Here is a 20,269-nt window from a genome sequence, read left to right on the forward strand (position 1 = left end):
CCCTACCGTCCGTGCCGGCCGCAGAGGCGGTTGAACTCTTCGAAGGACTGGGCCATCTCGACCGCGTTCTCGTAGTCGACCTTGCCCGACTTCACCAGCTCGGCCAGGTGGTAGTCCATGGTCTGCATGCCCTGCGACGCGCCACCCTGCATCGAGGTGAAGATCTGGTGCGTCTTGCCCTCACGGATGAGGTTCCGGATGCCCGGCGTCGCGACCATGATCTCGACCGCGACGGCACGGCCGGGGCCGTCCGCGCGCTTGAGGAGCGTCTGGCAGAGCACCCCCTGAATCGCGGCGGCCAGCTGCGTCCGCACCTGGCCTTGCTGCTCCGGCGGGAACACGTCGATGATGCGGTCCATGGTCTGCGGCGCGGACTGCGTGTGCAGCGTCGCGAACACCAGGTGACCGGTCTCCGCGGCGGTCAGCGCCACCGAGATGGTCTCGAGGTCACGCATCTCGCCGATGAGGATGATGTCGGGGTCCTGGCGCAGCACGTGCTTGAGCGCCTTGCCGAAGGACCGCGTGTCCGCGCCCACCTCGCGCTGGTTCACGATCGACTTCTTGTGGCGGTGGAGGAACTCGATCGGGTCCTCAACCGTCATGATGTGTGCGGCGCGCGAGCGGTTAGCGAGGTCCACCAGCGACGCGAGCGTCGTGGACTTGCCCGAGCCCGTGGGCCCGGTGACGAGCACCAGGCCACGCGGCAGCTGAGCGAAGTTCGAGACCACCTCGGGGATGCCCAGAGCCTCGAGCGGCTTGATCTCGTAGGGGATCACACGGAACGCGGCACCGAGCGAGTCGCGCTGGCGGTACAGGTTCACGCGGAAGCGCGACTCCCCCACCACCGAGTACGAGAAGTCGAGCTCCAGCTCCTCCTCGAACTTTTCGCGCTGCGCCTGGGTCAGGATCCCGAACAGCGAGCGGTGCAGGCTCTCAGGCGTGAGCCGGCCGAAGCCCTCGAGCGGCGTCAGGCCGCCGTCGAGGCGGATCATGGGCGGCACGCCCGTGGTGAGGTGGAGGTCGGAGGCCTTGGCCGCGATCATCGCCCGCAGCGCGGCGTTGATGTCGAGGTCGCCCTCCTGGCGCTCGTTGTTCGCTCCGATGCGCGCACGGCCGGGCGTCACGGGCGCCGCGGCCTTGGGCTGGGCGGGCTCGGGCTTCTGGGGCTCCGGCTCCTTCACCGTCTCGTCTGCTGGCATGAAGGAACGCGGGCCACCGAGGTGCTCCTGCGCGGCGGCGGCGAAGGCGGCGGCCGCGTCGACGGAGCCGCCGGCGGGCGCGCCCACCGGGGCGGGAGCCGGGATCGGCGGAGTCTGCGGAGCGGGCGCCTGCTGCATCGCCTGCGGCGCGGCGGGGGTCGCTCCCGAAGCACCAGCAGCCATGGGCCGGCGCTCCTCGAGGAACGGCGCGCGACGGGTCGCGGTGCCGCGGGAGTCGGAGTGGAGAGCGGGGCCGGTGGGCAGCACCGGCGCCGCGGGCGCCGCCTGCGGCGAGAGCGCGGGGGCCGCCGAACCAGAAGCAGCAGAACCGGGAGCAGCGGCGGGAACACCCGGCGCGCCCTGTCCGTTGGAAGGAGCAGACACGACAGGAGGAACGGACGCCGCGGCCGGCGGGACAGCAGGCTGCGCGGCGGGCGGCGGCGTGGGCCGCCACGGCTCCCCAGGCGTGAACTCGTTCACTTTTCCTCCCTCAGCTGGAAGCAAAATCTAGCGCTTCCTTCGCATAGAAATATCGGCACAATCCCCGCGTGTCTGTAGTGATGTGACTTATTTCACGACTCGGAGCAATTCCTCCAGGGACGTCGTGCCGTCCATCACCTTCGCCCAGCCGTCCTGGATGAGCGTCTCCATACCCGCGTCCACAGCTGCATTGGCGATCTCGGCGGAGCTCGCACGAGCCACCGTGAGCCGCTCGATCTCCTCGTTGATCGGCATGATCTCGTGGAGCGCCACGCGCCCGCGGTAACCCGTGTTCGAGCACCGCTGGCAGCCCTCCGGACGCAGGATCGGCGGGATCGACTGGTTCGGGTTCCACCGGATCGCCGGCGGCAGGTCATGCGGGTCGATCCGGTGCTCCACTGCGCAGTGATCGCACAGACGCCGCGCGAGTCGCTGGGCGACCACGCAGTCGATCGCGGAGCCCACCAGGAACGGCTCGATGTCCATCTCTATCAGGCGTGTCATCGCCGAGGGCGCGTCGTTGGTGTGCAGCGTCGACAGCACCAGGTGACCGGTGAGCGCCGCCTCGATCGCGATCTGCGCGGTCTCGCCGTCACGCACCTCACCCACCAGTACCACGTCCGGGTCGGCACGCAGGATGGACCGCAGCGCGGCCGCGAACGTCAGGCCCGCCTTGGGATTCACCTGCACCTGGTTGATGCCCGGGATGCGGTACTCGACCGGGTCCTCGACCGTGATGACGTTGACCTCGGGCTTGGAGATCTGGTTGAGCGTCGCGTACAGCGTGGTCGACTTGCCCGAACCCGTGGGCCCGGTCACCAGGATCATGCCGTAAGGCTTCTGATACGCGCCCGCGTAGATCCTCTGGTTGTTCTCGCGAATTCCCAGGTCCTCGAGCGCCAGCCGCGCGGTCGAATTGTCCAAAATACGCATGACCACCTTCTCGCCCCACACCGTGGGAAGGGTGGCCACGCGCAGGTCGATCTTGCGACCCTCGTGGTTCACGGACAGGCGGCCGTCCTGCGGCTTGCGGCGCTCGGCGATGTCGATGTCGGACATGATCTTGAGGCGCGAGATCACGCCGCCGGTGATCGCCTTGGGCGCCCGCTGCATCTCGTGCAGCACGCCGTCGATGCGGTACCGGACGCGAAGGTCGTGCTCCGCCGGCTCGATGTGGATGTCCGAGGCGCGGTCCTGCACAGCCTGCGTGATGAGCAGGTTGACGAACCTCACGATCGGTGCGTCGTCGTCAGCCGCAGAGCTGAGGTCCTCGTTGTCGAGCGAGGACGCCTCCGTCTCGATCGACTCCTGCAGATCCTCCATCTCCGCGTCGGAGCGCACGTAGCGGGCGATCGCCGCCGCGACGTCGTCGTGCGCCGCCACCACGGGGATGACGCGCATGCGCGTGATGGTGCTGATGTCGTCCACCGCGACCACGTTGCCGGGGTTGGCCATCGCGACATGGATGAGCCCGTCGCGCATCGCGATCGGCAGCGCCATGTGACGGCGGCACACCGCTCCCGGCACCAGCGCGACGGCCGCGCGGTCCACCGGGTAGTCGGCGAGCTCGACGAACTCCATGCCCACCTGCGAGGCGAGCGCCCGCACCAGCTGACCCTCGGAGATGTAGCCCATCTCGACGAGCGTGCGTCCCAGGGACTGCCCCCGCGCCTTCTGCTCGTCGATCGCGTCGACCAGCTGGTCCTCGGTGAGCGCACCATCCTCGAGCAGGATGGTCCCCAGCTGCTTCATCGATGCTCCCTCACGCGACGACGGAAAGTGATGCCGAAACTACCATCGGCATCCGACGCCACGGACTGAAGTGATCAACTCCGCAAGATTGTTGCGAGAGCGTGATCCATCGCCTCGACCGGCGCGGCGCGCCCCGTCATGAGTCGCACCTGCTCAGCGGCCTGATGGAGCAGCATCCGCTCCCCGCCCACGCGCGTCCCGCCCAGCGCCGCGTACCGCTCCCCCAGCGGCGTCACCAGCGGGCTGTAGATCGCGTCGAGGAAGGCGCCGCCCTCCCGAACCTCGGTGAGGGACGATGCGACGGTCGCCCCAGCCTCCGCCGGCACCGTGGACATGACGACGTCCGCGAGCGGCATCACCGCGGGGATCTCCTCCAGGGAGACGAACCGCGGCGTCACGCCCATCTTGGTCGCCGCCCGCAGCAATCCTCCGGCGCGGCCCCGCGACCGCACCGCGACATACGGCGCCGTCACGCCCAGGGCACCGAACGCGGCGAGCGCGGACGTCGCCGTCGCTCCCCCGCCGATGATCAACCCGGACTCGGCGCGGGCCACGCCCGCCTCGCGAAACGCCGCCTGGATCCCCCACACGTCGGTGTTGGCCCCGACCAGCTGGCGGCCCCCGCCCACGGACTGCACCAGCACGGTGTTGATGGCGCCCACCAGCTTCGCCATGGACTCGGTGAAGTCCATGAGCGGCAGCGCCTCCACCTTCAAAGGCATGGTCAGCGACAACCCGGCCCACGCATCGTCCATCCCCGCCAGGAAGTCGGCGAGACCTCCCGAGGAGACGTCGTATGCCGCGTACTCCCACTCGAGCCCAAGCTCCGCGTACGCCGCCCTGTGCAGCACAGGGGACAGCGAATGCGCGATGGGGTGGCCGAGCACGCCGGCCCGGCGGACCCCGCCCACTAGGAGTCGGAGTTCTCGGCGTACCAGTTCTGCAGCTCCGCCACGTTCTCCTGGTGCGTCGGGAAGTCCGTCGCGTACTTGGTCTCGCCCGTGTCGAGGTTGACGGTCACGAAGAACAGGTAGTCGGTGTCGGCCGGGCTGACCGCGGCCTTGATCGACGCCTCACCGGGACCCGCGATGGGGCCCGGGGGCAGGCCCGCGTACATGTAGGTGTTGTACGGCGAGTCGGTCTCGCGCTCGTCGTCGGAGGTCCACACGCCCTCGGTCTGGGTGAGGTACTTGACGGTCGAGTCGAGCTCGAGCTTCATGTCCTGGTCCAGGCGGTTGTAGATGACGGAGGCGATCTGCGGACGGTCCACGTCCAGCTTGGCCTCGCGCTCGACCAGCGACGCGACGGTGAGCACCCGCTCGCGGTCCTCGACGGCCACGTCGTTGTTGTCGAGCACCGTGATGGTCTGCTGGATCATCTTGGTCATCACCTCCTGCGGGGTGACGCCGGGGGTGAACTCGTAGGTCGACGGGAACAGCCAGCCCTCGAGGTTGCCCTCCGCCTCGGCCGGCAGGCCCAGCGCGTCGGTGTCCTTCGCGGCGGCCTTGACCTCGGCCTTGGTGGAGCCGGTGAGGTTCGCGATCTGCTGGTAGTAGTAGTCCAGCGTCTTGCCCTCGGGGATGGTGATCGACCGCACGTCGCGGTTGGTCGGGTCGAGCAGCGCGGCGAGCGCGTACTCGGCCTTCATCTCCTTATGCATGAAGTAGTAGCCGGGGATGATCGACGCCGAGTCCGGGTTGTCGTTCCACGCGGTGAGGAACGCCTGCTCCGAGGCGATGACGCCCGCGTCGTACAGCGTGGTCGCCATGTCGGCGCCCGTGGCGCCGCTCTCGATGACCACCTGGACGTTGCCCTGGCCGGCGCCCTCGTAGTCCGCGACGGTGGTGTCGGAGGACTCGAAGCCTTGCACGAAGTTCAGCGCGATCGACCCTCCGATCGCGAGCAGCACCACCGCGACGGCGGTCACCAGGAGCGTCATGCGCCGGCGCGCGGCGCGGCGCTTCTGGCGCTGCAGGCGGCGCAGATCAAGCGACGTCGTGGTGGTCGCCTCGGCCTCGAAAAGGTCAGTCATCATTCCCCTTGCGCGGAATCTCGATGGTCACCGCATCGAGATTACCGTTCTTGTCAACGTCCAGTGCGTTCTCCAGGATCACCACGGCCGCGGCCTGGTCGATCACCTGCCGCTGCTTCTTGGCATTGCGGCCCGCGCTGCGCATCGCCTGGGATGCGGTCGCGGTCGAGAATCGCTCGTCGATCAAACGAACGTTCGCGGTGGTGAGTTCCGCGAGCCGGGCGGCGAAGGCGCGCGCGTCATCCGCGCTGGTGCCCTCCTGCCCGGACAGCTTGCGCGGCAGCCCGACGAAGATGCGGATGACCCCGCGCTCCTCGGCGATCGCCGCGATGGCCGCGGCGTCCCCGTCGCCTCGCTGCACGGTATCGACGGGGAACGCCATGAGGCCGTCGGGGTCGGACGCCGCCACGCCGATGCGGACGGTGCCGACGTCGACCCCGAGGCGTGCGCCCCTAACCACGCGCCGCCACGGTCGCGGTGACGCCCTCGAGCGCCGCGGGGATCTGCGTGACGTCCTGGCCGCCGCCCTGCGCGAGGTCCGGCTTGCCGCCGCCACCGCCGCCCAGGAGGGACGATGCGCCCTTCACCAGGTCTCCGGCCTTCAGTCCCGCGTCGCGCGCCGGGGCGTTCGTGGCGATCACGATCTGCGGGCGGCCGCCGATCTCCGCCGCGATGGCGACCACCGCGGGGGCGGACTCGCCCAGGCGGGCGCGGACGTCGGCGACCAGCGTGCGCAGGTCGTCCGCGTCGGCGGCGTTGGTGGACACGTGGGTGACCACGCGGACGCCGTTGACGTCCGCGGCCTTGCCCACCAGCTGCTCGGCGACCTGCGCCATGGCCTGCTGGCGGTAGCCCTTGAGCTGGCCCTCCGCCTCCGCGAGGCGCTCGAGGAGCTTCTCGACGCGGCCGCGCAGCTCGCCCGGCTGCACCTTGAGGGTGGTGGTGAGCTCGGAGACCAGCGCGCGCTCGGCGGCGAGCTTCTGGAACGCCTCGATGCCCACGAACGCCTCGATGCGGCGCGAGCCGGAGCCCACGGAGGACTCGCCGGACAGCGCGACCATGCCCACCTGGCTGGAGTGCTCGACGTGCGTGCCGCCGCAGAGCTCGCGCGACCAGCGGCCGCCGATCTCGATCACGCGGACCGTCTCGTCGTACGTCTCGCCGAACAGCGCGACGGCGCCCCAGTCCTTGGCCTCGGGCAGGCTCATGTAGTGCGCGCTCACGCCGTGGTCGGCGCGGATGGCCCGGTTGGTGACCTCCTCGATCTCCGAGCGGGTCTCCGCGGTCAGCGCGGACGGCCACGAGAAGTCGAGGCGCAGGTAGCCGGGCTTGTTGTAGGAGCCGGACTGGAGCGCGTCGGGACCGAGCACCTCGCGCAGCGCGGCGTGCAGGATGTGCGTGCCCGAGTGCGCCTGGCGGGCGCCGATGCGCCACTCCGGGTCCACCTCGGCCGAGACCTGGTCGCCCTGGGCGACCTGGCCCTCGACCACCTTGCAGGTGTGCACGATGAGCCCCTTGATGGGCCGCTGCACGTCGATCACCTCGAGCGAGCCGTGCGCGGACCGGATCACGCCGGAGTCCGCCTCCTGGCCGCCGGACTCCGCGTAGAACGGCGTCTGCGGGAGGATCACCTCGACGGTCTCGCCCTCGGACGCGACCGGCACGGTCACGCCGTCCTTGATGAGCGCCGTGATCTCCGTGGCGGTGACCAGCTCCTGGTACGCGCGGAACTCGGTGGCGCCCTGGTCCTCCTTGAGGCCCTGGTAGACGCCCACGTCCGCGTGGCCGCCCTTCTTGGCCTTCGCATCGGCCCGGGCACGCTCCTTCTGCTCCTTCATGAGCTCACGGAACTTCGCCTCGTCCACCTGGACGCCCTGCTCGGCGGCCATCTCGAGGGTGATGTCGATCGGGAAGCCGTACGTGTCGTGCAGCGTGAAGGCGTCGGAGCCCGACAGCGCGGGCGTGCCGGCCTTCTTCGCCTTGTCGACGGCGACGTCGAAGATGGTGGTGCCCTGCGCGAGGGTGCGACGGAACGCGTCCTCCTCGGTGTACGCGACGGCCTCGATCTTGTCGCGGTTCGCGGTGAGCTCGGGATAGGTGGCGCTCATCGCGTCGAGCGAGAGCGGCAGCAGCTCGGGCATGGTGCGGTCGTCGACGCCCAGCAGCTTCATCGCGCGCACGGAGCGGCGGATGAGGCGGCGCAGCACGTAGCCGCGGCCCTCGTTGCCGGGGGTGACCCCGTCGCCGATGAGCATCAGCGCGGAGCGGACGTGGTCGGCGACCACGCGCATGCGGACGTCGTCCGTCTGGTCCGCGCCGTAGGTCTTGCCGGACAGCTCCTGGGCGCGCGCGATGACGGGGTAGACCTCGTCGATCTCGTACATGTTCGCGACGCCCTGCTTGAGGTACGCAATGCGCTCGAGGCCGGCTCCCGTGTCGATGGCCTTCTGGTCGAGCTCGCGGATCAGCGGGTAGTCCTTGCCGGCGCCCTCGCCGCGCAGGAACTGGTCGAACACCAGGTTCCAGATCTCGAGGTAGCGGTCGCCGCCGGGGTCGACGGTGCCGCCCACGGCCTCGGGGCCGAACTCGGGGCCGCGGTCGTAGTGCCACTCGGCGCACGGACCGGCGGGGCCGGGCTGGCCGGTGTCCCAGAAGTTCTCCTCGCGGGTGAGCTTCACGATGTGCGACGGGTCGACGCCCACGTTGACCAGGTGGCTGTAGGACTCCTGATCCTCGTTCCAGATGGTCACCCAGAAGCGGTCGAGGTCGAAGCCGAGGTTCCCCTCGCTCTCGGGTCCCGTGAGGAACTCGTGGGCGAGGTTGATGGCGCCTTCCTTGAAGTAGTCGCCGAAGGAGAAGTTGCCCAGCATCTGGAAGAACGTGCCGTGGCGGGTGGTCTTGCCGACCTCCTCGATGTCCTTGGTGCGGATGCACTTCTGGACCGAGGCGATGCGCGGGTGCGGCGAGGTGTCCGTCCCGATGATGTACGGGATGAACGGCACCATGCCGGCGACGGTGAACAGCAGGGAGGGGTCGGGCGACACGAGCGAGGCGCTCGGCTGGATGTGGTGGTCGTTCTTGGCGAAGTAGTCGACCCACCGCTTCGCGATCTCAGCAGTCTGCATGCCTGTCCTGTGTCCTTCGTTGTCCGGGGGCGACGGCGCCCCACGCCTGCGTGGTGCAGAAAAGCCGCGGTGCACCGCCCCGAGGGGCAGCGCACCGCGGCCACTGCTGGTGGGGCCCGTCAGGGCCTCACGGGTGCGCCTTAGCGAGCGTAGTACTCGACGACCAGCTGCACGTCGCAGGTCACGGGGACCTCGGCGCGCTTCGGGCGACGGACCAGGCGGGCCGTGAGCTTCTCGAGCGTGACGTCGAGGTACTCGGGCACCTGCGGGAGCACGTCACGGTGCGCGCCGGCGGCGGCGGCCATGTACGGCTCCAGCGTGACAGCCTTGGGCTTGACCTGGATGGTCTGGCCGGGCTTCACGCGGAACGACGGGCGGTCGACGATCTTGCCGTCCACGAGGATGTGGCGGTGCAGGACCGACTGACGCGCCTGAAGGATCGTGCGAGCGAAGCCCGCACGGAGCACGAGGGCGTCAAGGCGCATCTCGAGAAGCTCGACGAAGGCCTCACCGGTCAGACCGGACTCCTTCTTCGCCTCGGCGTAGGTCGAGGTCATCTGCTTCTCGCGAAGGCCGTACTGCGCGCGAAGACGCTGCTTCTCGCGCAGACGCACGGCGTAGTCGCTCTCCTTGCGGCGGGCGGTGCGGCCGTGCTCACCCGGGGGGTACGGGCGCTTCTCGAAGTGCTTGACGGCCTTCGGGGTCAGGGCGATCCCGAGGCTGCGCGACAGGCGGACCTGGCGACGTGCCTTCTGAACAGAGGTCATGATTTCCTTCACAGCTCCCCGGGCGCGCGGATGCGACCGGAGAAATGATCGTTGCTTTGCTGAGTTCGCGGCGACAGCAGCCAACCGTCCGCGAGGGCTCCACAACTATACCAGGGCGGCTCCTCGACGGGAATTGGTAGACCTTGGTCGCTTCTCGGCGTGTCGCGCGCCCTGGTGGTGGCTGATCGTCGGTCGTACAGTCGAGGCTATGTCATTCCAGGCGTACCTCGACGCGGTCGAGACCAAGACCGGCCTCACGCCCCGCCAGCTGGTGGACCTCGCCACCGAGAAGGGCTTCGGGCCCGGCACCAAGGCCACCCCGATCGTGGAGTGGCTCAAGGACGACTACGGCCTGGGCCGCGGCCACGCGATGGCCATGGTCCACGTCATCACCAAGGGCCCGCAGATCTCGGACAAGCACGTGGGCTCGGGCGGCACGCACGCCGACCCCAAGGACCACCTCTGGCTCGACGGCAAGGACTCCAAGCCCGAGGGCTACTGACCCCGCCCGAGCAGCCGCCTGATGGTGCCGAGCCGCTCCCCCAGCGCGCGCTCGTAGCCGTGCTCGGTGGGCTCGTAGTACCGCGACCCGCGCAACGACTCGGGTAGGTACTCCTGCGAAGCCACCCCGTGCGGAGCGTCGTGCGCATACACGTACGTCTGCCCGTGACCCAGCCGCTCGGCGCCCGCGTAGTGGGCGTCGCGGAGGTGCTCGGGCACCACGCCCGCCTTGCCCGCGCGCACGTCCGCGATCGCGGCGTCGATGGCGCGGTACGAGCGGTTCGACTTGGGCGCGCTGGCCAGGTACGTGGTGGCCTCCGCGAGGACGATGCGCCCCTCGGGCATCCCGATGAAGCTCACCGCGTCTGCGGCGGCCTGGGCGATCACCAGCCCCTGGGGGTCCGCCATGCCGATGTCCTCCGCGGCGAGGATCACCAGCCGGCGGGCGATGAAGCGTGGGTCCTCCCCCGCCACCACCATGCGCGCGAGGTAGTGCAGCGCGGCGTCGACGTCGGAGCCGCGGACGGACTTGATGAACGCGCTGATGACGTCGTAGTGCTGGTCGCCCGACTTGTCGTAGGCCACCAGCGCCGCGTCCATGGTCGCCTCGGCGAGCTCCGCGGTCACCACCCCGTCGGCGCCGGCCGCGCCGGCGATCGACTCGAGCAGCGTGAGCGCCTTCCGGGCGTCCGCCCCGGCGACCCGCAGGATGTGCTGAACCGCCGCATCGTCCACCGTCACCGAGCCATCCAGGCCGCGCGGGTCCTCCACGGCCCGCGCCAGCAGCGCGGCGATGTCCGGCGCGGCGAGCGGCTGGAGCACCAGCAGCAGGGAGCGCGACAGCAGCGGGCCCACCACGGAGAACGACGGGTTCTCGGTGGTCGCCCCGATGAGCGTCACCCAGCGGTTCTCGACGGCGGGAAGCAGCGCGTCCTGCTGGGAGCGGGTGAAGCGGTGGATCTCGTCGATGAAGAGGACCGTCTCGCGCTCGCCGGTGGCGATGCGGCGCTTCGAGTCCTCCACGACCGCGCGGACATCCTTGACGCCCGCGGTGACGGCGGACAGCTCGACGAACCGCCGGTTGCCCGCCACGAGGTACGCCAGCGTGGTCTTGCCGGTGCCGGGCGGGCCCCACAGCACCACCGACGTCGCGGGGGCGGACTCCCCGATGAGACGCCGCAGCGGCGAGCCGTCGGAGAGCAGGTGGGTCTGACCCACCACCTCGTCGAGGCTGCGCGGGCGCATCCGCACGGCGAGCGGCGCGTTGCCGAGCGTCTCCGGCACGCCCGAGGCGTCCGTGCGCGCCGCGTCGAACAGATCCATGCACCCAGCGTAGGCGGTGCCACCGACAGCGCCGGAACGCCGGGACGGCGGCGCCCGGAACGCGGAACGGCCCCGCCGCGCTCTCGCGAGCACGGCGGGGCCGTCAGGTCCGGTGGGGCGACGTCACATGGTGACGCGCGCGTACTCCGGCGGGCTGTACCAGGCCCAGATGTAGGACATGGGGCGGGCGCGGTAGAACACGCCGCGCGTGTTGTCGCCGGTGCCGTCGGTGGTGTTGCCCTCGACCAGGTACACGTAGTCGCCGGACACGTGGTCGACGATCGCGGTGTGCTTGGGGCCCTCGTTGAGGCCCCAGTCGAGGAGCACCACGGTGCCCTTCTTCATCTCCGCCTTGGTGGGCGTCTTGTCGAGGATGCCCAGATCCTCGAGCTCGGCGTAGTACTCGCGGAACGTGTCGTGCTTGGGCACGCCGGCCTTGTAGCCCGACTTGTCGAACACCCACGCCACGAACACCTCGCACCACGGGTTGCTGCCGTTGATCCAGGTGTTGTACTTGTTCACCTCGAACGCGGGCTCGCGGTAGCCCACCTGCGAGTGCGCGACCTCGAGGATGCGGTCCACGTCGAAGTGGCCGCCCACCCACAGCAGGTTCGACTTGGCCCACGAGGCCTTGCCGTCGATCTTCACGCGCCACCAGCCCTGCGACTGGAACTTCTGGTACGTGCCGACGGTGCCGCGCGGCGCGGTCGCGACCACGTTCGCGTCGACGCTCGGCTTCGCCCGCAGCTTGATGCTGGTGGGCTTGGTGCCGATCTTGGTCGCCTTCCAGCTCGGCTTCTCCGCCGTGAGGTACTCGGCGGGCGCCCAGGCCTTGAGGCCCGCGGCGTTGACCTCGATGAAGCCGTTCTTGGCGTTGCCGGTCGCGACCACGCGGGCGTTCTTGAAGCCCGAGAGGCGCGTGTTGCTGTTGTAGGTCGCCTTCCAGCGGAACGCGAGCTTGTACTTGTCGACGAAGAGCGCCTTGCCCGCGGCGGGAGCCGCCGCCAGCGGGGCGGTGCTGAGGTTCGTGGCCGCGGGGGCCGCCGCGGCGCCGGTGCCGGCGGCCACGCTGGCGACTACCAGCAGGCCGGCGACGAGTCCCGCCGCGCGACGGCGCGTAGAGGTGGTGGTCAACATCGATTCCTTCCGTTGTGACGCCGGAGCCCTCCCCTGGCGTCTCGCGGGGGCCGCCCTCTTCGGCCCTTGGTTTCGAAAACGTAGCCTGACAAATCGGACGAGTCCAGCGGCGCGCGCGGAGTGCGACGTATCTCACGCCGGATCGGGCCCGCCCCGCGCGGCTGTCGGGGGCCGCGCCTAGCCTGGTGCGCATGGGGGGATTCGCTCGGATCGGGCGCCTGATCGCTCGCGCACCACGCCTGGTGGTGCTGCTCGCCGTGCTCGGCACGCTCGGCTTCTACGCGCTCGCGACCATCGGCGTCAACGGGGAGGGCCTGTTCCAGCGCGTCACCACGGGGCCGCCGCTGGTGGACGGCTCCGACTCGTGGGAGGTGATCGAGGCCTTCGAGCGCACCGCGGACCCGACCGTGGGGCCCGGGGTCACCTCGTACGTGATGGACGTGACTGTGGACGATGCGGCGGTGGCCTCCGCCGTCGAGGACGCCTCCGCGCGGATCGCCCAGATCGCTCGGTTGACGGTGGTCGCCTCCCCGTTCGGCGCGGTGCCGGGGCCGGAGTTCGACCCGGCCACCGCATCGTCCCCCGACGCCGACCCGGCCGCCCAGGCGGCCGCCCTGGTCGACGTGGACGGCACGGGCTTCCTCATCGACGTGGGCTTCGCCTCGTTCGGGGACGAGGACCCGCTCGCGACGCATGATGAGGTCGCCGCGATCGTCGCCGAGGCCGTGGATGAGATGCGCGCGACCAACCCCGACGTCTCCGTCGCGACCTCCTCGAACCCCCTGGTGTTCGAGGACTTCACCGGTCAGCTCGAGGAGGACCTGCTCACCGGGGAGATGATCGCGCTGCCGGCCGCGCTGGTGGTGATGGTGTTCGTGTTCGGCGGCTTCCTCGCGGCCGCGACGCCGCTCACCGGCGCGATCGCCTCCATCGCGGGCGGACTCGCGGTGCTCTACGGCTTCTCCTACCTGCTCGACCTCGACCAGAGCGCGGTGAACGTGGTCACGGTGCTCGGGATCGGCCTGTCGATCGACTACGGGCTGCTGATCGTGTCGCGGTTCCGGGAGGAGCTGCACCGGATCGGCGGGGACCCACGCGAGGCGCGCGCGGAGGCGATCGAGCTCACCATGGCCACCGCGGGCCGCACCGTCGCGTTCTCGGGCGTGGTGGTCGCGATCTCGGTGGGCGGGATGCTGCTGTTCGACCCGGTGATCATGGAGGGGATCGGCGGCGCGGCGGTGGGCGTGGTCACCACCGCGATGATCGCCGCGCTCACCATCGTGCCCGCGGTGCTGTTCCTGCTCGCGCCGCGGATCGCGAAGCCGGGCGCGCTCTCGCGGGTGCCCGGCCTGCGCCGGATCCTCGCCACCACCTCGAACGTCGACCGCGAGGAGGGCGCGTTCTCGCGGCTCGCCGCCTGGGGGCAGCGGCGGCCGTGGCTGGTGGTGATCGGGTCCGTGGGACTGCTGCTGGTGCTCGCGAGCCCCGTTCTGGGGATCGCGCTGCGCAACTCCGACATCGAGGCGCTGCCGGCGGACAACGAGCGCCGCGAGTTCGTCATCGCGTTCCGCGAGGGCTTCCCCGACCTGGGCGAGCCGGCCATTTGGATCCACACGCTGTCCGACGCCGGGGACCTCGACGGCTACCTGGAGGAGGTCGCCGCCGTCGACGGGGTCCGCGCGATCGACGAGCCGCTGGTCCAGGAAGGCGAAACTTTCATCGGCGTGCGGCTCGAATCGACCGACCCGTCCGGCCCGGAGGCGGTGGACGCCGTCGAGGACATCCGCGCCCTCGAGGCACCCGTCGAGGTGCACGTGGGCGGCGTCGCGGCCACCCAGATCGACTTCCTCGACGCCATCATCGAGGGGGCGCTGCTCGCGGGCGGGCTGGTGGTGATCGCGACGCTGGTGCTGCTGTTCCTCATGACGGGGTCGCTCCTGGTACCCGTCAAGACGCTCCTCATCAACACCCTCTCGCTCGCCGCGACGCTGGGCGTGGTGACGTGGATCTTCGGGGAGGGCCACCTCGAGGGCACCCTGGGGTTCACCTCCACCGGCGGCATCGAGACGTACGTCGCGGTGATCATCGCGGCCTTCGGCTTCGGGCTCGCCATGGACTATGAGGTGTTCCTGCTCGCCCGCGTCAAGGAGTACGTGGATGCGGGCGAGAACAACGACGCCGCAGTACGCAAGGGCCTCCAACGCTCGGGGCGGATCATCACGTCGGCCGCCGCGGTGATCGTGCTGGTGTTCCTCGGCTTCGCGCTTGGGGACCTGCTGATGATCAAGGAGGTGGGCGTCGGGCTCGCCTTCGCGGTGCTGCTCGACGCGACGGTGGTGCGCATGTTCCTGGTGCCCGCGACCATGACGCTGCTGGGCGACTGGAACTGGTGGGCACCCGGACCGCTGCGACGGCTGCACGCGCGCATCGGCGTGCGGCACTGACTCCGGGCCCGCAGTCGGTAGCGTCGTCGGCGTGACCCCCGACGCGCAGCTGGCCCGCATCCGTCGGCGGTTCGTCGCGCTGACCGCGCTGCGCTGGCTGCCCACGGGCTTCGCGGTGCCGGTGCTGGTCCTGCTGCTCCAGGAGCGCGGGATCGGGCTCGCGACCATCGGCGTGATCGTCGCGGCGTACAGCGCCGCGACGCTGCTGCTCGAGCTCCCGACCGGCGGGCTCGCCGACACCATCGGGCGGCGCCCGGTCCTGGTGGCGGCGGCGCTGCTGAGCGCGGTGGGCTCGCTGATCCTCGCCTTCGGCACGGTCGCCTGGGTGCTCGCGGGCGCGTACGTCATCGGCGGCATCGCCCGCGCGCTCGACTCCGGACCGCTGCAGGCCTGGTACGTGGACAGCACGCACGCGGTCGACCCGGGTGCCTCGATCCGCTCCGGCCTGTCCCGGGCCGGCGTCGCCGAGTCCCTCGGGCTCGCCGCCGGGTCGCTCGGCGCGGCCGCGCTTGTCGCGGTGGGCCCGCTCGCCGCGCCGTTCCTGGTCGCCGCCGGGCTGTCCTGCATCCACGGCGCGCTGGTGCTCGCGTGGGTCGACGAGTCCGGCCGCGGCCCCGCACCGTCCGGGGGGACGATGCGCGGGCTCGCCTCCACCGTCACGTCCGGGTTGCGGGTGGCCCGGTCGCATCCGGCGATCCGCCGCATCCTGCTGGTCATGGCCGCCGCCGGGGTGGGCCTGAGCGGGCTCGAGCTGCTCGCTCCCCCGCACTTCGCGGCCCTGCTGGGCGGGGAGGACGCGGCCGCCGGGCCGTATGCGGTGCTGGTCGCGGCGGCGTTCGGCGGGTCCGCGCTCGGGGCTGCGCTCGCGCCTGCGGCGGCGGGGTGGCTGCGCGCGCCGTCGCGCGCCGCGGCCGCGGGAGTGCTGACGGCGGGCCTGCTGCTCGCGGGCGTGGCCGTGCCGCTGTTCGGCGTCGCCGCGGTGGCGTTCGTGGCGTTCTACGTGCCGCTCGGCGTCGCGATGCCCCTGGTCGACGAGCTCACGCACCACGCGGCCTCCTCGGGCGCGCGCGCGACCGTGCTGTCGCTCAACTCGATGGCGCTCCAGGGCGCCGCGATCCTCGCGACCACGGGCCTAGGCGCCCTGGCGGACGCCACGTCGAGCGGTGCGTCGCTGCTGGTGCCCGCGGCCCTGCTCGCGGCCGGGGCGCTCGCGCTCACGCGCTGGCCGGAGCGCTGAGCGACTCTCCCACCTCCGCGAGCAGGTCCAGCACCGCGCCCACCGCGCGCCGCTCCACGCGGTCGGGCCTCCCGATCGCCACGATCGCGCGGGTCGCCCGCACTCCCTCGAGCGGGATGAGGCGGTAGGCATCCGAGGCCGGCGTGGAGAAGCGCGGCAGCAGGGCGATCCCCAGACCCTCGCCCACCAGCGACTCCACCAGGCGGTTGTCGCGGACCTCGACCATGCGGTCGAGCGTCGCGCCGGTCGCGGCCTCGATGCCCTCGAGCACCGTGGCGAACGGGAACCCGCGGGGCACCGCGATCCACCGCTCCCCCGCGACGTCGGCGGGCGCGACGATGGTGCGTCCCGCGAGGGCGTGCGCGGCGGGAACCGCGACGTCGATGGGCTCGCGCGCGACCACCCGCGCGAACAGCCCCTCGGCACCCTGGGGCACGTCCGCGGCGAGGCTGTGCGCGATCACCAGGTCGTGGTCGAGCGTGCGCGGGGCGTAGTCGGCCTCGGCGAGGTCGAAGTCCTCCACCTCGACCCGCAGCGCCGTTCCCGCGAGCCGGGCCATCGCGCGCGGCAGCAGCGCGGCGCCGGCGCTCGGCAGCGTGCCGATGCGCACCACGCCGCTCGGCTCGCCCCGACCCGCGTCGAGCAGGGCCTGGACCCGGGCCAACGACGCCAGCACGTCGTCGGCGCCCGCGGCGAGGATCTCCCCCGCCCAGGTGAGCCGCAGCCCCCGGGACGCGGGCTCCACCAGCGCCACCCCGAGCTCGCGCTCGGCGGTGCGCAGCTGCTGGGACAGCGCGGACGGCGTGCGGTAGGTCGCCTCGGCGACCGCGAGCAGGGTGCCGCGCTGCTTGAGCTCGCGCAGCAGCTCCAGGTGACGGACTTCCATGTAGGAATCCTAAAACTCATGCACGTCAATGCTTGCTTGTCCTTCACCCACGACCGTCAGCAGACTGAGGCCATGCCCGCCCGCCACCTCGCCCTCGCCGTGCTCGTCGCCGTGCTCTGGGGCCTCAACTTCCTCGCGATCCACGCGTCGCTCACCCAGTTCCCACCCATGTTCCTGGTCGCGCTCCGCTTCGCGATCATCGCGATCCCCACGGTGCTCCTGGTCCCCCGGCCGCGGGTCCCGGTCCGATGGCTGCTGCTCTACGGCCTGGGCTTCGGGACGCTCCAGTTCCTGTTCCTCTACCTCGGCATGGAGGCGGGCTTCCCCACCGGGCTCGCGTCGCTGGTGCTGCAGGCCTCGGCGCCGTTCACGGTGGTGCTCGGCGCGCTGCTGCTGCGCGAACGCCTGGGCCGGCGGCGCGTGGTGGGCGTCGCGGTCGCCACGCTCGGACTGATCACCGTGGGCCTCAGCTACGGCACCGCCGCTCCGGTCGGGCCCTTCCTGCTGGTGCTGCTGGGCGCGCTGGGTTGGGCGTTCGGCAACCTCGCCTCCCGCCAGGCGCGCGCCCCGCAGCCGCTGCACCTGGTCCTGTGGATGTCGGTGGTCCCGCCGATGCCGATGCTCGCGCTGTCCCTCGCCTTCGAGGGACCCGCCGCGATCGGGGACTCGCTCGCGACCTCCCTCACCGCCGCGGCCGTGCCCGCGTGGCTGGGACTCGCCTACACGGTGCTGCTCGGGACGCTCGCGGGCTCCGGGATCTGGGTGTGGCTCATGGCCCGCTACCCGGCGGGCACCGTGGCGCCGTTCTCGATGCTCGTGCCGGTGGTCGGCATCGCGACCGCGTGGGTGGCGCTCGGCGAGCGCCCGGGCCTCGGCGAGCTGGCCGGCGGCGCGCTCGTCATCGGCGGCGTGCTGTGGGCGTCGCGGACCGCGCGGTCCGAGCGCTCATCACGGCGCGGCGCCGTCCCTGCCGCCGGGTCCCCGCCTCGTGACCTCGGCCCATCCGGCGTTCTCCTCGGCCAGTAGCGCGTCGAGGCGCACGACTAGGACTCTCTCCCGGTCGGCCCCGTCGTAGGGGGCTGCGGCGGACAGGAACAGCATCCGCTCGCGGTCCAGCGCCTGCGCCGCGACGCGGTAGCGCATCCACGAGGCGTGCCACTGGAACAGCTGCTGCATGCCCTCGGCGACCACCACGCAGGCCGCGATCGCCGCGGTGAGGACCTCCTGGTCACCGAGCAGCACGAGCACCGGCACGGCCGCGCCCAGCACCAGCTGGGCGACCTTGGTGACCTGATAACGCAGGCGCGCGACGGTCGCCGCCCGCTCGTACCAACGGTGCTTCTCCTCGAGGTAGGACCACGCGGCACCGTCCGGCCCCGCGCCCCTGTGGCCTTTGGCCTGGTGCTCCGGCGGCGTCATCGCCCACCTCCCGCGCCGGGGCGCGGCGCGCCCATGCCCTGCCATCATCCCGCGCGGACCCGGCCCGCGCATCGTCCCCCGGGCTACGCCGTGCAGACGCGACGAAGGCGGGACCCCGATCGGGATCCCGCCCTCGTAGCGACTCACGGATGAGGTCAGGCCTCGACGGCCTCCGCCTTCTCGCCCTTGACCTCGGGCTTGGCGTCCACGCCGGCCTCCTTGCGCTGCTCCGGCGTGATGGGCGCCGGGGCCGCGGTGAGCGGGTCGTAGCCGCCGCCGGACTTGGGGAACGCGATGACGTCGCGGATCGAGTCCGCCTTGGCGAGCAGCGCCGTCACGCGGTCCCAACCGAGCGCGATGCCGCCGTGCGGCGGGGCGCCGAACTGGAACGCGTCGAGCAGGAAGCCGAACTTCTCCTGCGCCTCCTCCTCGCCGATCCCCATCACGGAGAACACGCGCTGCTGCACGTCCTGGCGGTGGATACGGATGGAGCCGCCGCCGATCTCGTTGCCGTTGCACACGATGTCGTACGCGTAGGCGAGTGCGGGGCCCGGGTCGGTGTCGAACGTGTCCATGAACTCGGGCTTGGGGCTGGTGAACGCGTGGTGGACGGCGGTCCAGGCGGAGTGGCCGAGCGCGACGTCGTCGTCCGAGACGTCGACCGGCTTGAACAGCGGGGCGTCGACCACCCAGCAGAACTCGAAGCGGTCCTCGTCGATGAGACCCACGCGGCGAGCGATCTCGTTGCGCGCGGCGCCGAGCAGCGCGCGCGAGGGGCCCGTGGCGCCGGCGGCGAAGAAGATGCAGTCGCCGGGGTTCGCACCCACGGCCTCCGCGAGGCCGGCGAGCTCCGTCTCGGAGAGGTTCTTGGCGACGGGGCCGCCGAGCGTCCCGTCCTCCTGCACCAGCACGTAGGCGAGGCCGCGCGCGCCGCGCTGCTTGGCCCACTCCTGCCACGCGTCGAGCGTCTTGCGCGGCTGCGAGGCGCCGCCGGGCATGACGACCGCGCCGACGTACTCGGCCTGGAACACGCGGAACGGGGTCTCGGCGAAGTAGGACGTGAGCTCGGTGAGCTCGAGCCCGAAGCGCAGGTCGGGCTTGTCGGAGCCGAAGCGCGCCATCGCGTCGTTGTAGGTGAGGCGCGGGATCGGCAGCGACACCTCGTAGCCGATGAGCGACCACAGCTCGCGGACCAGCTCCTCGCCCAGCGCGATCACGTCGTCCTGGTCCACGAAGCTCATCTCGATGTCGAGCTGGGTGAACTCGGGCTGGCGGTCCGCACGGAAGTCCTCGTCGCGGTAGCAGCGCGCGATCTGGTAGTACCGCTCCATGCCGGCGACCATGAGCAGCTGCTTGAACAGCTGCGGCGACTGGGGCAGCGCGTACCAGGAGCCGGGCGACAGGCGCGCGGGCACCAGGAAGTCGCGCGCACCCTCGGGCGTCGAGCGCGTGAGCGTGGGGGTCTCGATCTCCAGGAAGTCGTGGCGCTCGAGCACGCGACGCGCGGCCTGGTTCACCTTCGAGCGCAGCACGATGTTGTCGCGCGGCTGCGGGCGGCGCAGGTCCAGGTAGCGGTGCTTGAGTCGCGCCTCCTCGCCCACGGTGACGTGCTCGTCGATGGGGAACGGCGTGGGGGCGGACTCGTTGAGGATGGTGACGTCCTTGACGTCGACCTCGATCTCGCCCGACGGCATGTTCGGGTTCGACGATCCCTCGGGGCGCAGGCGCACCTCACCGGTGACCTGGATGACGTACTCGGTGCGCAGCGCGTGCGCGACCTCCTCGCGGATCACCAGCTGCGCGAGGCCCGACGCGTCACGCAGGTCGATGAACGCGACGCCGCCGTGATCGCGGCGACGGCCCACCCAGCCGGCGAGGGTGACGGTGGCGCCGGCGTCGGCGGCGCGCAGGTTTCCAGCGAGATGCGTGCGGAGCAAGTTGCTTGCCTTTCTTACGCGCGGGGTTGC

16 protein-coding genes are annotated in these 20,269 nt (G+C 71.2%); 4 read left to right on the forward strand and 12 right to left on the reverse strand.

Annotated features, from left to right (window positions below; translation table 11 throughout):
• Positions 1–2: 2 nt before the first annotated feature.
• The 7 genes from AOM05_RS06635 to rpsD all read right to left on the reverse strand — a co-directional run bounded on the left by AOM05_RS06635 (position 3) and on the right by rpsD (position 9,355).
• Entirely contained in the window at positions 3–1,382 is a 1,380-nt protein-coding gene (locus tag AOM05_RS06635) for a type IV pilus twitching motility protein PilT (protein WP_228373228.1), read from the reverse strand.
• A gap of 384 nt (positions 1,383–1,766) precedes the next feature.
• Complete coding sequence (locus tag AOM05_RS06640; protein ID WP_062520544.1) at positions 1,767–3,431, reverse strand: GspE/PulE family protein; 1,665 nt, start codon at positions 3,429–3,431, stop codon at positions 1,767–1,769.
• Between the two features lie 74 nt (positions 3,432–3,505).
• Positions 3,506–4,342, reverse strand: coding sequence for a shikimate dehydrogenase (locus AOM05_RS06645; protein ID WP_062520546.1), 837 nt, complete (start codon positions 4,340–4,342; stop codon positions 3,506–3,508).
• Positions 4,342–5,463, reverse strand: a complete 1,122-nt coding sequence (mltG, locus tag AOM05_RS06650) for an endolytic transglycosylase MltG (protein ID WP_062520548.1) — start codon at positions 5,461–5,463, stop codon at positions 4,342–4,344. The genes AOM05_RS06645 and mltG overlap by 1 nt, the downstream gene beginning before the upstream one ends.
• Positions 5,456–5,872 carry a Holliday junction resolvase RuvX gene (gene ruvX / locus AOM05_RS06655; protein WP_439644558.1) on the reverse strand — a complete coding sequence of 139 codons (417 nt, stop codon included), beginning with the start codon at positions 5,870–5,872 and terminating at the stop codon, positions 5,456–5,458. The genes mltG and ruvX overlap by 8 nt, the downstream gene beginning before the upstream one ends.
• A 43-nt stretch (positions 5,873–5,915) precedes the next feature.
• Positions 5,916–8,588, reverse strand: a complete 2,673-nt coding sequence (alaS, locus tag AOM05_RS06660; protein ID WP_062520552.1) for an alanine--tRNA ligase — start codon at positions 8,586–8,588, stop codon at positions 5,916–5,918.
• 140 nt (positions 8,589–8,728) lie between these two features.
• Complete coding sequence (gene rpsD, locus AOM05_RS06665; RefSeq protein WP_062293406.1) at positions 8,729–9,355, reverse strand: 30S ribosomal protein S4; 627 nt, start codon at positions 9,353–9,355, stop codon at positions 8,729–8,731.
• Between the two features lie 208 nt (positions 9,356–9,563).
• On the opposite strand from rpsD, the gene AOM05_RS06670 reads away from it, so the two are divergent.
• The gene (locus tag AOM05_RS06670; RefSeq protein ID WP_062520554.1) at positions 9,564–9,857 is read left to right on the forward strand and encodes a DUF4287 domain-containing protein; all 294 of its coding nucleotides are present in this window, start codon (positions 9,564–9,566) and stop codon (positions 9,855–9,857) included.
• Here the strand turns inward: AOM05_RS06670 and AOM05_RS06675 are convergent.
• Entirely contained in the window at positions 9,851–11,179 is a 1,329-nt protein-coding gene (locus AOM05_RS06675) for a replication-associated recombination protein A (protein WP_062520556.1), read from the reverse strand. The genes AOM05_RS06670 and AOM05_RS06675 overlap by 7 nt on opposite strands.
• 123 nt (positions 11,180–11,302) lie before the next feature.
• Positions 11,303–12,313 (reverse strand): CHAP domain-containing protein, encoded by a 1,011-nt coding sequence (locus tag AOM05_RS06680; protein ID WP_062520557.1) that lies wholly within the window; start codon positions 12,311–12,313, stop codon positions 11,303–11,305.
• 194 nt (positions 12,314–12,507) lie between these two features.
• On the opposite strand from AOM05_RS06680, the gene AOM05_RS06685 reads away from it, so the two are divergent.
• Both AOM05_RS06685 and AOM05_RS06690 read left to right on the forward strand, forming a co-directional pair.
• Positions 12,508–14,760, forward strand: a complete 2,253-nt coding sequence (locus AOM05_RS06685; RefSeq protein WP_082097334.1) for an MMPL family transporter — start codon at positions 12,508–12,510, stop codon at positions 14,758–14,760.
• Positions 14,761–14,791: 31 nt separating this feature from the next.
• Complete coding sequence (locus tag AOM05_RS06690; RefSeq protein WP_062520560.1) at positions 14,792–15,997, forward strand: MFS transporter; 1,206 nt, start codon at positions 14,792–14,794, stop codon at positions 15,995–15,997.
• Here AOM05_RS06690 and AOM05_RS06695 read toward each other — a convergent pair.
• On the reverse strand, positions 15,975–16,883 hold the full coding sequence (locus tag AOM05_RS06695; RefSeq protein ID WP_062520562.1) for a LysR family transcriptional regulator: 909 nt from the start codon (positions 16,881–16,883) through the stop codon (positions 15,975–15,977). The genes AOM05_RS06690 and AOM05_RS06695 overlap by 23 nt on opposite strands.
• 72 nt (positions 16,884–16,955) lie before the next feature.
• Between AOM05_RS06695 and AOM05_RS06700 the strand changes: the two genes are divergently transcribed.
• Complete coding sequence (locus AOM05_RS06700; RefSeq protein WP_062520563.1) at positions 16,956–17,909, forward strand: EamA family transporter; 954 nt, start codon at positions 16,956–16,958, stop codon at positions 17,907–17,909.
• On the opposite strand, the gene AOM05_RS06705 is transcribed toward AOM05_RS06700, so the two are convergent.
• The gene (locus tag AOM05_RS06705) at positions 17,832–18,302 is read right to left on the reverse strand and encodes a DUF4231 domain-containing protein (protein ID WP_062520565.1); all 471 of its coding nucleotides are present in this window, start codon (positions 18,300–18,302) and stop codon (positions 17,832–17,834) included. The genes AOM05_RS06700 and AOM05_RS06705 overlap by 78 nt on opposite strands.
• A gap of 155 nt (positions 18,303–18,457) precedes the next feature.
• Positions 18,458–20,239: an aspartate--tRNA ligase gene (gene aspS / locus AOM05_RS06710; protein WP_062520567.1), complete on the reverse strand. Its 1,782-nt coding sequence runs from the start codon at positions 20,237–20,239 to the stop codon at positions 18,458–18,460.
• Between the last annotated feature and the right edge of the window lie 30 nt (positions 20,240–20,269).

It is taken from the genome of Demequina silvatica (genome assembly GCF_000971215.1).
GTDB lineage: Bacteria > Actinomycetota > Actinomycetes > Actinomycetales > Demequinaceae > Demequina > Demequina silvatica.

Excerpts from the sequence above, each read along its gene's own strand:
- AOM05_RS06635 (WP_228373228.1), bottom strand. The coding sequence starts at position 1,382 with ATGGCTGCTGGTGCTTCGGGAGCGACCCCCGCCGCGCCGCAGGCGATG.
- AOM05_RS06640 (WP_062520544.1), bottom strand. The coding sequence starts at position 3,431 with ATGAAGCAGCTGGGGACCATCCTGCTCGAGGATGGTGCGCTCACCGAG.
- mltG (WP_062520548.1), bottom strand. The coding sequence starts at position 5,463 with ATGACTGACCTTTTCGAGGCCGAGGCGACCACCACGACGTCGCTTGAT.
- alaS (WP_062520552.1), bottom strand. The coding sequence starts at position 8,588 with ATGCAGACTGCTGAGATCGCGAAGCGGTGGGTCGACTACTTCGCCAAG.
- rpsD (WP_062293406.1), bottom strand. The coding sequence starts at position 9,355 with ATGACCTCTGTTCAGAAGGCACGTCGCCAGGTCCGCCTGTCGCGCAGC.
- AOM05_RS06670 (WP_062520554.1), top strand. The coding sequence starts at position 9,564 with ATGTCATTCCAGGCGTACCTCGACGCGGTCGAGACCAAGACCGGCCTC.
- AOM05_RS06675 (WP_062520556.1), bottom strand. The coding sequence starts at position 11,179 with ATGGATCTGTTCGACGCGGCGCGCACGGACGCCTCGGGCGTGCCGGAG.
- AOM05_RS06685 (WP_082097334.1), top strand. The coding sequence starts at position 12,508 with ATGGGGGGATTCGCTCGGATCGGGCGCCTGATCGCTCGCGCACCACGC.
- AOM05_RS06695 (WP_062520562.1), bottom strand. The coding sequence starts at position 16,883 with ATGGAAGTCCGTCACCTGGAGCTGCTGCGCGAGCTCAAGCAGCGCGGC.
- AOM05_RS06700 (WP_062520563.1), top strand. The coding sequence starts at position 16,956 with ATGCCCGCCCGCCACCTCGCCCTCGCCGTGCTCGTCGCCGTGCTCTGG.
- AOM05_RS06705 (WP_062520565.1), bottom strand. The coding sequence starts at position 18,302 with ATGACGCCGCCGGAGCACCAGGCCAAAGGCCACAGGGGCGCGGGGCCG.